The sequence below is a fragment of the Nocardiopsis lambiniae genome (assembly GCF_031845465.1).
GTDB classification, from domain to species: Bacteria; Actinomycetota; Actinomycetes; order Streptosporangiales; family Streptosporangiaceae; genus Nocardiopsis; species Nocardiopsis lambiniae.
Window position 1 is genome coordinate 91,988 of sequence record NZ_JAVREP010000010.1, and the last position, 13,293, is coordinate 105,280.

At 70.9% G+C, this 13,293-nt stretch carries 11 protein-coding genes; 5 read left to right on the forward strand and 6 right to left on the reverse strand.

Annotated elements, in window-relative coordinates:
- Window positions 1–416 precede the first annotated feature (416 nt).
- Window positions 417–626: a dodecin gene (locus RM479_RS16275; protein WP_274808049.1), complete on the forward strand. Its 210-nt coding sequence runs from the start codon at window positions 417–419 to the stop codon at window positions 624–626.
- A 60-nt stretch (window positions 627–686) separates the two neighbouring features.
- Here the strand turns inward: RM479_RS16275 and RM479_RS16280 are convergent, their stop codons facing one another.
- The 3 genes from RM479_RS16280 to RM479_RS16290 all read right to left on the reverse strand — a co-directional run bounded on the left by RM479_RS16280 (window position 687) and on the right by RM479_RS16290 (window position 4,167).
- Complete coding sequence (locus RM479_RS16280) at window positions 687–1,478, reverse strand: hypothetical protein (RefSeq protein WP_311512566.1); 792 nt, start codon at window positions 1,476–1,478, stop codon at window positions 687–689.
- 157 nt (window positions 1,479–1,635) lie between these two features.
- Window positions 1,636–2,337, reverse strand: coding sequence for a cell wall anchor protein (locus RM479_RS16285; protein WP_311512567.1), 702 nt, complete (start codon window positions 2,335–2,337; stop codon window positions 1,636–1,638).
- Between the two features lie 312 nt (window positions 2,338–2,649).
- Entirely contained in the window at window positions 2,650–4,167 is a 1,518-nt protein-coding gene (locus RM479_RS16290; protein ID WP_311512568.1) for an LCP family protein, read from the reverse strand.
- A gap of 497 nt (window positions 4,168–4,664) precedes the next feature.
- Here RM479_RS16290 and RM479_RS16295 point away from each other — a divergent pair, with 497 nt between their 5' ends.
- Window positions 4,665–5,573 carry an Lrp/AsnC family transcriptional regulator gene (locus RM479_RS16295; protein WP_311512569.1) on the forward strand — a complete coding sequence of 303 codons (909 nt, stop codon included), beginning with the start codon at window positions 4,665–4,667 and terminating at the stop codon, window positions 5,571–5,573.
- 211 nt (window positions 5,574–5,784) lie between these two features.
- Window positions 5,785–6,543, forward strand: a complete 759-nt coding sequence (locus RM479_RS16300) for an RraA family protein (RefSeq protein WP_311512681.1) — start codon at window positions 5,785–5,787, stop codon at window positions 6,541–6,543.
- 207 nt (window positions 6,544–6,750) lie between these two features.
- Here RM479_RS16300 and RM479_RS16305 read toward each other — a convergent pair whose 3' ends face one another.
- Entirely contained in the window at window positions 6,751–7,452 is a 702-nt protein-coding gene (locus tag RM479_RS16305; RefSeq protein WP_274808054.1) for a FadR/GntR family transcriptional regulator, read from the reverse strand.
- Window positions 7,453–7,619: 167 nt separating this feature from the next.
- Between RM479_RS16305 and RM479_RS16310 the strand changes: the two genes are divergently transcribed.
- Window positions 7,620–8,903, forward strand: a complete 1,284-nt coding sequence (locus RM479_RS16310) for a CynX/NimT family MFS transporter (RefSeq protein WP_311512570.1) — start codon at window positions 7,620–7,622, stop codon at window positions 8,901–8,903.
- A 136-nt stretch (window positions 8,904–9,039) separates the two neighbouring features.
- Here RM479_RS16310 and RM479_RS16315 read toward each other — a convergent pair whose 3' ends face one another.
- Window positions 9,040–9,882, reverse strand: a complete 843-nt coding sequence (locus RM479_RS16315) for a CPBP family intramembrane glutamic endopeptidase (RefSeq protein WP_311512571.1) — start codon at window positions 9,880–9,882, stop codon at window positions 9,040–9,042.
- Between the two features lie 287 nt (window positions 9,883–10,169).
- Entirely contained in the window at window positions 10,170–11,468 is a 1,299-nt protein-coding gene (aceA, locus tag RM479_RS16320; protein ID WP_311512572.1) for an isocitrate lyase, read from the reverse strand.
- A gap of 221 nt (window positions 11,469–11,689) precedes the next feature.
- Between aceA and RM479_RS16325 the strand changes: the two genes are divergently transcribed.
- Window positions 11,690–13,132, forward strand: coding sequence for a helix-turn-helix domain-containing protein (locus RM479_RS16325; RefSeq protein ID WP_311512573.1), 1,443 nt, complete (start codon window positions 11,690–11,692; stop codon window positions 13,130–13,132).
- Window positions 13,133–13,293: the final 161 nt, after the last annotated feature.

Below are 13,293 nucleotides of genomic sequence, written 5' to 3' on the forward strand. Positions count from 1 at the left end.
TGTTCCGACGGGGGCTCGAAACATCGTTCCGCGCTTCGACGGGGGACCGAAGCGCCAAGACCCAATGTACACCGACCCCCCCGGGGGTACGTCAAGAGTCGGTTACGAGGTTGTCTCGGGAGAGTCCCGTCGTCTCTGGGGCCTTTAGTGCCAGGTCAGTACGTATACCGCCATTCCAGGGGCCTTTCGGGGACGTGACGGAAGAGACGTCCGTGCCCTCGTGGTCATCGGAATCCCAACAGGGTCCAAAGTCCTTATCCATGTCGGGTCACGTGTCTCCTCCGCTCCCTTTCCCGGTCGGAGCGGCCGGGACGTCGCCTTCGTGCGACGGAACGTGTGACGGAGGGGGATAACGGGGAGGCAGATGAGCGGAGGTCGGCCCGTCGGGCCGCGCAACCGATCAGCAGGGGGTACACATGTCCCACCACACCTATCGGGTCACGGAGATCGTCGGTACCTCGCCGGAGGGCATCACCCAGGCGATCCACAACGGCATCGACCGGGCGTCGAGCACGCTTCGCGGGCTCGACTGGTTCGAGGTCACCGAGGTCCGCGGGCACATCGAGGACGGCCGCGTCGCGCACTTCCAGGTGGGTCTCAAGGTCGGCTTCCGCCTGGACGAGTAGCCGACGGCACGGGAGGGGCCGGTGGGGCGTCGACGGCCCCCACCGGCCCCGCGCCCTCGGTCAGCGCTCCTCGGAGGCGTCCCGGCCGCGTTGTACGTCCACGTGCACGTGGTCCAGGTGCCGCAGGATCTCGTTGTCCGGGTCGGCATCGTAGTCGCGCCATCCCAGGGACGGGTAGTAGGTGCTCCAGATGCGGTCGTCGAAGATGATGACGTCGATGTCGTAATCGGGCGCGTGCGCGATCAGCCAGTGCGCCATGATCCAGCCCTCGCGCCGGTTCCCCTCGTTGACCGGCCGGTAGAAGATGTCCAGCGCGCGCCCGTCGTAGTGCGCCGAACCCTCACCGTGCCCGGTGTTGTAACCGCCCGGGACGTATCCGCCCAGGCTCGGCTCGGAGAAGTGCTCCTCCACCCCGTCCTTGAGCCTCTGTGCCCGGGGTGTCAGCCCGGAGGGCTCCAGGTCCGGTTCGACGGCCAGGTCCCGGTCCTTCACGGAACGGCAGGTCAACGACGGTCCGGCGTCGTCCTCCGGGCCGTTCTCCAGGACCTCCATCACCTCGTCGGGGATGTCCTCGACGTCGGGTGCCTCGACCGGCGCGGCGTCCCCCTGTGTCGTGACCGCGGCCGCGGTGGTGGCCCGCCGGGCCTGGTCCCGTTCGAGGCGGACGCTCTCCTCGCCGGTCCACACCGAGCACTCGGGGCCCCACGGCGTGGAGGTCGGGAAGGCGGTGTCGCCGCGCTGGGCGACCAGGCGGGTGCCCAGGACCGCGATGAGGCCCAGGACCACGATGAGGCCGACGGCCAGGAGGCCCCGGTGCCAGCGGCGCTCCGGTCGTGCGGGTCGGTGTGCCATGCCCTTTGTGCCCTTCGCTCGTGCCGGGCGGCGACGCCCCCCGACGCGGGTTCCAGAGTGGTCAACTCCGGAAGACATGCTCAGATTTCCGGCACAAAGGACATTTTTCCCACATTGACCCGCGGGCACTCCTGCGGCGGCCTCTTCGAGGGGCCGCTCAGAGCACCGACCACAGCACCAGAACGCCGCCCGACAGCAGGGTCACCGCCCAGACCCGGTCCATGGTGACCCCCTTCCAGCGCAGGGCGTGCACCCCCAGGAAGTCGTGGGCCACCAACGCGGCCACCGCGCACGCCGCGAGCATCGCCGCCGTGTGCACCCCGGCGGCCAGCAGCCCGGTCAGGGTGGCGTCCCACAGGCCCCACGCCCCGGGGCCGGCCTCCGGGGCGGCCCCGGCCACGGTGGCCGGGGCCGCGACCCCGTGCCCGCCGTGTCCGCCGCCGGCGTCCATGTCGTGCGACGTGTTCCCGGCCAGCACCGGCATGAGCATCAGCCCCGACCCGTGCGCCGAGGCCATGACGAACGACCAGGCCGCCAGCTGCCACGGCGGCAGTCGCAGTTCCAACCGGTGCGCGTGCCGACGCCACAACAGCATCACCAGCCCGACCACCACGATCAGGCCCCCGCCGACCACGGGGAAGAGCACCGAGGCGGTCACCGAACCGGTGACGGTGATCGCCACCGCGGCCACCGCCACGCTCCCGGCGTGGCCGACGGCGATCGGCGGCAGCGCGCGCAGCACCGCGCCGCGACCGCCCTCCTGGAGGCCCCGCGCCACGGCCAGCAGCCAGCCCATGCCCGGATGCAGACCGTGGAAGGCGCCCAACGCGACAAGGGCCAGAAGCTGAGCGGAGGTCACCGCGTCAGATTCACACGGGCCCGGGGAACGGGCAACGGATCGCCGCCACCTGACCGGGACCGGTCACCTGACGTGCCCGCGGTTTCACCCACGGCTCCGACGGGCAGTCACGCGTTCTCCCGGAGGTCGCCGCACCGCCGCGCCCACCGGGCCCTGAGGCGGGGATCGCGGGGGCCGGGGAGCGCCCCTCAGCGCGGCTTCCGCGCCGAACGGCCCGGACCCGCCGATCACCTCGTCGCCGACACCGGGCCCGGACACGGGAGGGGGCGCCGGCCTTGCGGTCGGCGCCCCCTCGGGCCGTGCTTCACGGTGTCACGGGCACAGCGTGCTCAGATCGGTGGCCTGCTCGCCCACCTGGCGGCCCGGGTCGGCCGGGGCCTCCTCGTCCAGCCCCGTGTACTCCTGCCACTCGGTGCGCCCCTCCTCCTCCGCCGCCTCCTCGCCCGGCGCGGCCGGGTTCGTCGGGGAGGGGGTGCCGGTGGGCAGCTCGTCGCCGTCCGACCCCTGGGCCGCGATCGCCTCGTCGACCAACCGCTTGACCTCGTCCCAGTCCGGGTTGGCCGTGTTGACCTGCGGCGGAGACAGCTGCAACGTGCTCATCCCGCCGGTGTCGCCGACCAGGTCGGCCAGCTCCACGAACGCGGGCACCTTCGACTGGGGGATGTCGGTGCTCAGGGTCCGCTCCGTGGCGCCGGCCAGTCGCCGGTAACTGGTGAGGACGGTGGTCGGCTCCACCTGCTCGGCCACGTACTTGATGAGGCAGCCCTGGCGGCCCATGCGCCCGTAGTCGTCGCTGTTGACACGCGAACGCCCGTACCAGAGCGCCTCGTGGCCGTCCAGCAGCTGGAGGCCCGGCTCCAGGACACCGCCGTGCACGCCGTAGGGGATGGGCTCCTCGATGTTCACCCGGATACCGCCGATGGCGTCGATGAGGTCCCGGAACCCCATCATGTCGACCATCGCGTAGTAGGAGACGTCCAGACCGACGTTGTGGCCGATGACCGCCTTGAGGGTGTCGGCCGCCGGGTCGACGACGTGGGGGTTGATCGCCAACTCCTCCGGGTCCTCGGCCACCGTCTGGTAGACGTCGTTGAGCAGCAGGTCGAACCCGTAGGGCTCGGGATAGCGCTCGGCGAGCGCGGTGCCCTCGGGGAAGCGCACGTCCTCCAGGTTGCGGGGCAGGCCCACCAGGACCGCCTCGCCTGTGCGCGTGTCGACGCTGGCCACGATCATCGTGTCCGTGCGCACGCCGTACCGGTTGTCCGCCGAGTCCGAACCGATCAGCAGGACGTTGACCCGCTCGGCCCCGTTCCACGGGTCGGCGGCGTCGTGCGGCACGCCCTCGCGATCGGGCCCGCCGAAGATGTTGTTGAGCGCCGCGTAGGTCGTGTACCCGCCGTGCAGGGCCAGCGCCGAGGGCGCGGCGACCATCAGGCACAGCAGCACCACCACGGCCCCGCTGAGCAGCCGGACGCCCAACGACCGCCCCGCAGGGCGGGTGATGACCCACGAGTGCACGATGACGGCCATCCACAGCACCGCCACGACGAACACCACGCCCATCGCCGTCAGCAGCCAACTGCTGCGCAACGCCATACCGGCCACGGCCGTCAGGGTGTCCGCCCCGGCGCCGGTCAGGCTCATCGCCCACACCGCCAGCGCCGCGATGGCGGCCAGGTACAGGCCCAGGATCACCGCGCCCGCCACCCAGCGGCGCATCCGCAGGTGGGCGATGCCCGGAAGCGGGACCGCGGCGGCCGTCCACACCAGGGCTCCGGCCGTGCCCGGGCGCGCCGACGCCCTGTTCCCTCGCTCGTCCTCCGCTGCCACCGACGCTTCCTCTCCAGGGGTCGGAGTTCCGGCCCCGTGCTGTCCATTGTTCCCCGCCGATGGACCGCTCGCGGTCATGCCGTGCCGTCCGCGAGCACGTCCGTATCCGTCGACGGTGACGTCCGTACGGAGAGAGGAAGACCCTCCCCCCGATGACCGGTCAGGGTCCGGGGCGTGCCGTCGGGGCCGATGCCCTCCGTCGCGCGGCGTGAAGTGCCCCGGGGGAAGTGGCGCGGGCCCGTGAGATCAGTGTGGCGCTCTGCCTGAGTTGTGTGCACGGCTACTCCCTCATTAGGGATGTTCTATACAAGTCTGTTATGTGGTTCCAAAGCCTTCGATGGGGCATTGGGACACGCTTCTCGGCCGTTCAAAGGGGTGAATCAGCCGATTTCTTTCTCGATCGGTAGTGATCGCGGCGTCGTAGCTGCGATGATCTGGCCGCAGGAGGGGGCGTCGTCCGGGGGAAGGGCGGCGTCATGGGAACGAAAGGCACCATTGTGCTCGATGCGGTTGACGCGGCGCTGATGCGCGCGTTGCAGGGGGACGGCAGAGCGACGTTCCAGGCGCTGGCCGACGGGGTCGGCCTCTCTCGTACGGCGGTGCGCGCCAGAGTGCGCCAACTGGTCCAGTCGGGGGCCATCAGGATCGTCGGCGTTCTGCACGCCGGTGTGGTGGGCATGGAGGTCCTCGGCCATGTGTCGTTCCGTGTCGCCGGCCCCGTCGGCCCCTTGATGGAGGCCCTGGGGGAACGCGAGGCGGTGACCTTCGCCGCGCAGTCGGCGGGCAGGTTCCCGGCCGTCGCCCATGTGCGGTTGGCCGATGACGCGGCCCTCACCAAGGAGCTCGCCGAGTTGCGCGCGCTGCCCGGGGTGGAGGGCGCGGAGGTGTTCCGCGCGGTGTCGGTGTTCAAGGACGCCCACAGCAGCGTGCGGGAACTGCGCGACGTGGAGTTGGACGCCCTGGACTGGCGGCTGGTTCGCAGACTGCTCCGGGACGGGCGCGCCTCGTACGCGGATCTGGCCCGGCAGGTGGGCCTGTCGCAGGCGGCGGCGCGCTCCCGGGTGGTGCGTCTGCTGGACTCGGGGGTGATCCACGTGACGGCGATCGTGGAGCCGACGGCGCTGGGGGCCAACGAACAGCTGGGGTTCGGGTTGCGCTGCCGCGGTGACGCCGAGGCGCTGGGGGCGGCGCTCGCGAACATGTCCCGCGTCTCGTTCCTGGCCAGCGGGTTCGGTCGTTACGACATCGTGGGGACGCTCACCGCGCCCGACCGCTGCCGGTTGGTGGAGGCGCTGGAGGCGCTCCGGGGCGCACCGGGGGTCGGCCACGTGGAGACCTGGGAGCACCTGTCGATCCGCAAGGAACGGCGGGGCGGGGACCGGACGCTGGAGTGGATCCCCGGGTAGGGGCGTGCCGCGGAGGCACCGGTCCCAGGGTCTCGCGCGCCGGATCGCCGACAAATGTAACCATCGGTAGCATTTTTACGTGTTTCCGCCACGTATGGCTTGCGTCACGCCTAAGTTACCCGTGAGTATGGAGGAGGTCGGTTCGAATCGGCCACACCGGGCGCGGGTGTAGCGGGAGGCAGACATGGCGCTTGCGGACACACTGACGGCTGTGGGCACGGTGGCGTTGGCCAGGTGCGGTGCCCGACCCTTCGGGACCGATCTGTTCTCCGTCTGGCCCGGGGCCTCCTTCGCGGCGACCGCCTTTCCGGTGCGCTGCGCCCCCGGGGACAACCTCGCCCTGCACGTCGCCATCGCCCAGGCGCCCCCCGGGGCCGCCCTGGTCGTCGACGTCTCGGGGGAGACCGAGTACGGCTACATCGACGAGATCCTGGCGGTGGCCGCCCGTGCCCGCGGCGTGACCGGCATCGTCCTGGAGGGGTGCGTGCGCGACGTCGCCGCCATCGCCCGCTGCGAACTGCCCGTGTTCGGCGCGGGGGTGGCGGTGCGCGAGGCGCGTCCGGAGGCGGGCGGCTCGGTCGGGGAGCAGATCACCATGACGACCGTGGGGCCGGTCCCCCTCCCGGTGCGCCGGGGCGACTGGATCGTGGCCGACGACGACGGCGTCGTGTGCCTGCCCCGGGGGCAGGTCAGCGCCATCATCGCCGAGACGATGGACAGCATCACGCGCGAGCGGGAGATCATCGACGCGGTGTGCGCCGGGGAGAGCACCCTGGACCTGCTCGGGCTGGACCCGTCGCGGGTCAGCGGCTGGGAGGGCGCGGTCGAGACCCGGAGCCGGCGCCCCGGCGCGCGCACCAGGCCCCTGGGCGGTCGCCGTGAGGGGGCCGCGCGCGGTTCCGGGGGCGACCAGTCCCGGCCGCGCCTGTCCTCGCGCCCGGCGCTCGGCGAGGCCTACGGCGGCGAGTAGCCCCGCGCGTCCCGGGAGTCACGTGCGGTTCGGCTCTCATGCCGGCCCGAGGTGGGACGGTGACCTCGGTCCCGGGGTGCCTCGTGTGCTCGACCCGTCCCGGGTGCCACATCCGGCTCGGGGGTGTGCCGGTTCCGCACGCGCGAACGGCCCCGACCCTGGAAAGGGGACGCCCCCAGGGGTGGGGCCGCGGCGCGGCCGGGCCGCTCACTCCTCGGTCAGCGAGAGCAGTTCGTCGATGTAGCAGGTCGCCTCGCGCACCGCGGCCGTCGGGTCGGCGGCGCGGATGGCCTCGGTGAGCTTGGAGTGGTCGATCCCGTCCCCGGTCGGGGTGGGAGCGGCGCCCTCCTCCTCGTTCTTCTCATAGGCCGTGTGCGCGATGCTCGCGTACACCACCTGCGCGATGTCGTCGTACAGGTCGATGAGCAGCGTGTTGTGGGTGGCGTTGACGACCGCGCGGTGGAACGTGAAGTCGGCCTCCACGAACGCGCTCATGTCCCGATCGCGCCAGGTGGACTCGCGCAGGGCCATGGCCCGGTCGATGTCGGCCATGTCCTCCTCGGTGTGGCGCAGCGCCGCCAGGCGGGCCGCCTCGACCTCCAGGGCGCGGCGCACCTCCAGGTTCTCGCGCACGCGCGAGCGCTCCAGGCGTCTGCGCAGGGCTCCACCGAGTTCGCTGGAGGCGCGCACGAACGTGCCCGCCCCCTGGCGGATCTCCAGCAGGCCCGCGTGCGCGAGGGCCCGTACGGCCTCGCGGACCGTGTTCCGGCCCACTTCGAGCTGTTCCGACAGTTCCGACTCGGTGGGGATGCGGTCGCCGATGCCCCACTCACCCGAGTCGATCTGGGCTCGTAACTGACTGATGACCTGGTCGACGAGACCGGTCCGGCGTGTCGAGGCGAGGGGCACGCTTTTACCTCCTAGGGGCGGGTCGCCGGATGACAGGGCCAGCGTACGGATGCGGTCGGTTAAGGCCGGAGCTTAGACCAGTCACGGACCGGAATTGGTCTCGAACGTCAATGCGTTATCCTCATGCAGTACATCGGGTCATCCTACGAATCTGTGAGTCGCCTTCCATGAGTACCCGAGTCCTTCCCCGGAACAGCGAGACGAATCGTCGCCCTCAGGACGGGAACACCCCGGACCGCCCATCGGTCGGAGCGTTGTTCCTGATCGCCGCCGGTATCGCCCTGGCGGCCCTCAACCTGCGCACGGCCATCACCAGTGTGGGCCCCCTCCTCGGCGAGGTCACCGGAGCGCTGGGGATGACCGCCGTGGGCGCCGGCGTCCTCACCACCCTGCCCGTGCTGAGCTTCGCGCTCTTCGGGGCGCTCACGCCCTCGCTGTCCCGCCGGCTCGGCTCGCATCGACTCCTGGTACTGGCCCTGGCCGCCCTCACCCTCGGTCTGGGCGGACGCGCCCTGGTCGGATCCCCGCTGCCGTTCCTCGCCCTGAGCGTGCTGGCCCTGTCGGGCGGCGCGATCGGCAACGTCATCCTCCCGGTCCTGGTCAAGCAGCACTTCCCGCACCGGGTCGGGCTGATGACCACCGTCTACACCACGGCCCTGGCCCTGGGCACCACCATCGCCGCGGCCACCACCGTGCCCCTGTACGACTCGACCGGTCAGTGGCGCGTCGCCCTGGGCTCCTACGCCCTGTTCGGCCTGATCGCCGTCGTGCCGTGGCTGCTGGTCCTGCGCCACGGGTCCACCCCCGGCGGCTCCACCCGGAGGTTCGGCTTCGGCCGGGTGCTGTCCACCGGCGTGGGCCTCCAGTCGATGCTGTACTTCGGCACACAGTCGTCGGTGGCCTACATCATGTTCGGCTGGTACGCCCAGATGCTGCGCGACCAGGGGATGAGCGCCCAGAGCGCCGGGCTGGCCCTGTCCTACCTGACGCTGCTCGGCATCCCCATGTCCCTGGTGCTGCCCACCCTGCTGACCCGGGTGCGCGACCAGCGGCCCTTCGTGCTGATGTTCTCCCTGTCCTATCTGGTGGGGCTGGGCGGGCTGTGGTTCTCTCCGATGAACGGGGTGTGGGTGTGGACCACCCTCATCGGCGTCGGTATGGGCAGCTTCGTGTACGCCCTCACCTCGTTCGCGCTGCGCACCCGTACGGGGGAGGGCACGGCGGCCCTGTCGGCGACGAGCCAGAGCCTGGGCTATCTCATGGCCGGTACCGGTCCCTTCCTGTTCGGTCTGCTCCACGAGCTGAGCGGCGGCTGGCACGCCCCGCTCCTGCTGCTGCTGGCCCTGGTCCTGGTCAACGCCGTGACGGGCTGGCTGCTGGGCCGTCCCCGTCACCTGGAGGACGCCCTCGCCGCCCGCGACGGGCGACGAGGGTCCACCGCCCGGCCCTGAGGCCGGTTCCCGCGAGCCGGGACGCGAGGACCGTCCGATGGTCGCGCGCCCCGGGGCGGGTCCCAGGGCACGAGGCGGATGCCTTCGTCCGGTTCGACGTTTGCGCCGCGAGGCGGAATGATCCGTCGAACACGTCCTAGCCGGGCAGCCAGTCCAGGTGGCCGATGAGGTACACCGAGCCGACGAACGCCACGATGTCGATGATCGTGTGCGCCACCACCAGCGGCATCACCCGGCCGTACCGGTGATAGAACCAGCCGAACACCAGCCCCATGACCAGGTTGCCGAAGAACATCCCCACCCCCTGGTACAGGTGGTAGAAGGCGCGCAGCACCGAACTCGCCACCACCGCCTTCCAGGGCGACCACCCCAGCTGCCCCAGCCGGTGCAGCAGGTAGCCGACGACCACGACCTCCTCCAGGATCCCGTTCTTGGCGGCCTGGAGGATCAGCACGGGCACGTCCCACCAGTTCCCCTCCAGGGCGCTGGGGGCGATCGTCACGGTCATGCCCAAGCGCCACGAGACCACGTAGACGACGAGGCCGCCGGCCCCGATCAGGGCCGCCAGCAGCGCCCCCGAGCCCAGGTCGAACCCGGGCCTGCGCGGATCGAACCCGATGGTGCGCATCGACTCGGCGGACCGGTGCAGCAGGTACCCCACCAGCAGCACCGGGACCAGCCCCACCGCCACCCGGTACAGCTGCCAGGACAGGTCCAGCCACGGCCGTTCGTCGGCCTGGGGGCGCACCAGGCTGGCGGTGTGCTCGGCCAGGGACTCGGTCGCGGTGAGCACGCCGAGGAAGCTGATGGTCGCCGACACGGCCGCGGCGCCCAGGGACAACGCCAACAGGCACACGATCTCCCACCGCAGGGTGGTCGCCCCCGGCAGGCCGATGCCGGGGGCGGCGGGCGTCCGCGCGGAGGCGGGGCCCTCCTCGGAGGGGGAAGGGTGCCGGTCGGGGCGGATCTCGTCTCTCACGAGACGCAATCTACGCGCCCCGGGCGCCGGGCGATCACCGACCTCGACGGCCGGTCGTCCTTACCGCCGTCACACTCGTCGCCGTCCCGGCCGTGGCGGTGCCCGTCGTCGTCCGGACACGACGACGGCCGCCCCCCGGGAACGGGGAGCGGCCGTCGGCACAAGCCGCCGGCCATGCGCGTGTGACACGGATCGCGCATGGCCGACGGCTAGGGGGTGGCGGCCGTCCCGCCCCGCCCCAGCCACGAAAGCGGGGAGGAACGACCGCCGGGGAAAGAAGACCAGGGTCAGTGAGCCGCTGAGAACTGGTCTTCCTCGGTGGAACCGGTGAGAGCCGTGGTGCTGGCCTCGGGGGCGATGGTCGTGCTGATGGTGTCGAAGTAGCCGGTGCCGACCTCGCGCTGGTGGCGGGTCGCGGTGTAGCCGTCGGCCTCCGCCGCGAACTCGGCCTCCTGGAGCTCGACGTACGAGGTCATCCCGTTCTGGGCGTAGCCCTTGGCCAGGTTGAACATCGAGTAGTTGAGCGAGTGGAAGCCGGCCAGGGTGATGAACTGGAACTTGTAGCCCATGTGGCCCAGCTCGCGCTGGAACTTCGCGATGGTCGCGTCGTCCAGGTGACGCTTCCAGTTGAAGGACGGCGAGCAGTTGTAGGCCAGCATCTGGTCCGGGTACTCGGCCTTGATGCGCTCGGCGAAGTTGCGGGCGACCTCCAGGTCGGGGGTCGCGGTCTCCATCCAGAGCAGGTCGGAGTGCGGGGCGTAGGCCAGGCCGCGGGCGACGCAGGCGTCGACGCCGTTGCGGAAGCGGTAGAAGCCCTCGGCGGTGCGCTCACCGGTGACGAACGGCTGGTCGCGCTCGTCGATGTCGCTGGTGATCAGCGTGGCGGCCTGCGCGTCGGTACGGGCGATGACCAGCGAGGGGACACCGGCGACGTCGGCGGCCAGGCGCGCGGCGTTCAGGGTCTTGACGTGCTGTCCCGTGGGGATGAGCACCTTGCCGCCCAGGTGGCCGCACTTCTTCTCGGAGGCCAGCTGGTCCTCCCAGTGCACGCCCGCCGCGCCGGAGGCGATCATGCCGCGCATGAGCTCGTAGGCGTTCAGGACGCCACCGAAGCCGGCCTCGGCGTCGGCGACGATCGGGGCGAGCCAGTGCGGGGCGTTCTCGTCACCCTCGGCCCAGGTGATCTGGTCGGCGCGCATCAGGGCGTTGTTGATGCGGCGGACGACGGCCGGGACGGAGTTGGCCGGGTACAGGCTCTGGTCCGGGTAGGTGTTGCCGGAGAGGTTGGCGTCGGCCGCGACCTGCCACCCGGAGAGGTAGATGGCCTTGAGGCCGGCGCGGACCTGCTGGACCGCCTGGTTGCCGGTGAGGGCGCCGAGGCTGTTGACGTAGTCCTCGGTGTGCAGGAGCTTCCAGAGACGCTCGGCACCGGCGCGGGCCAGCGTGTGCTCTTCGGTGATCGAGCCGCGGAGCTTGACCACCTGGTCGGCGGAGTAGGTGCGCTCGATCCCGGCCCACCGGGGGTCGGTCTCCCACTCCCGCTGGAGTGCCGCGCTGGCTTCCTGACGTCGAGCGCTGGTGCTCATGTGCGTTCCCGCCTTACGTGTAGTCCCCAAGGTGTTCACACCGGTCGAGGGGAGGGCCTGCCCGGGGCCAGGGGGGGAGCCCCTGGGCGGTAAGTTCCCCGCCGGTAACTATGATTCTTAGGGAAGATCCAGAGCTTTTCCACTCGAAATCGGGTGAAGATCGTCGATTCTTTCCGTAAGATGAACGCATGGCGTACTTTGGTGCTGAAGAAATACCGTCTTTGACAGGTGACCTAGATCTCGTCACCTTCGGCCAGCGGCTCCGTCATCTGCGTCGAGCGCGCGGCATGACCCTGTCTGACCTGGGAGAACGTGTGGGAAGGGCGCCTTCCCAGCTCTCCCTGCTGGAGAACGGCAAACGTGAACCCAAGCTTTCCCTCCTCACGTCCCTTGCCTCCTGCCTCGGCGTCTCCGTCGAGGAACTTCTCTCCAAGCAGCCCCCCAGCCGGCGCGCCCAGCTGGAGATCTCCGTGGAGGAGGCCCAGCGCGACCCCGTCTACCAGACCCTCAACCTCCCGCACCTGAAGGTCGGCAAGCGGGTCCCCAACGACGTCCTCGAACACATCGTCGGCCTCTACGACGAACTCAAGCGCCGCAGCGCCAAGCCCACCGCCACCCCGGAGGAGGCCCGGCGGGCCAACGCGGACCTGCGCCGACAGATGCGCGAACGCGGCAACTACTTCGAGCACATAGAGAAGTCCGCCGCCGAGACCCTGGGCGCCGTCAACTACACCGCCGGCGCGCTCTCCCAGGGGCAGATCCTCGCGATCGCCACCCACCACGGGTTCAGCCTCCGGTACGTGCAGGACCTGCCCCGCTCGGTGCGCTCCCTCACCGACCACGTCAACCGGCGCATCTACCTCAAGCGCGAGACCACCCTGGGCATGCACAGCCCGCGCACGATCCTCCTCCAGACCCTGGGCCACGTCGTGCTCGGCCACCGCACGCCCAAGGACTTCGGCGACTTCCTGCGCCAGCGGGTGGAGGCCAACTACTTCGCGGCGGCCGTGCTCATCCCCGAGTCCACCGCCGTCACCTACCTCCAGGAGGCCAAGCAGGCCCGCGACCTGTCGGTGGAGGACCTGCGCGACGTCTACTCGGTGTCCTACGAGATGGCCGCGCACCGGTTCACCAACCTGGCCTACCGTCACCTGGACCTGGTCTGCCACTTCATCCGCAACGACGAGACCGGCATCATCTACAAGGCCTACGAGAACGACGGGCTGGTCTTCCCCACGGACGAGACCGGCGCCATCGAGGGCCAGCGCATGTGCCGCCAGTGGTCGGGCCGCCAGGTGTTCGCCTCACCCGACCGGTACTCGATCTACTACCAGTACACCGACAAGCCCAACGGCACCCACTGGTGCGTGGCGCACGTCGACCCCAGCCGGGAGCGCAACTTCGCCATCACCCTCGGCGTGCCCTACAAGGAGTCGCGCTGGTTCCGCGGTCGCGAGACCACCAACCGCACCAAGTCCAACTGCCCGAGCGGGGAGTGCTGCGTGCGCCCGCCCGCCGACCTGGCCGCGCGTTGGGAGGGCAACGTGTGGCCGTCGGCGCGGGCGCACTCGCACGTGCTGTCGGCGCTGCCGTCGGGGACCTTCCCCGGCGTGGACGAGCACGACGTGTACACGTTCCTGGAGAAGTACGCCCTCGACGACTGAGCCGGTCCGGCGGGAAGAGGGGGGTGCGGTGCGAGCCGCGACCCCCCTTTCGCGTGGTCGGACCTCCCCATCGACGCGCCCCGGTGGGCGTGGAGGCGCGGCTCCCTCCCGCGTGGTCGGACCTCCCGGCCCGGTGCCCCGTGGTCCGGGGCCACCGTGGC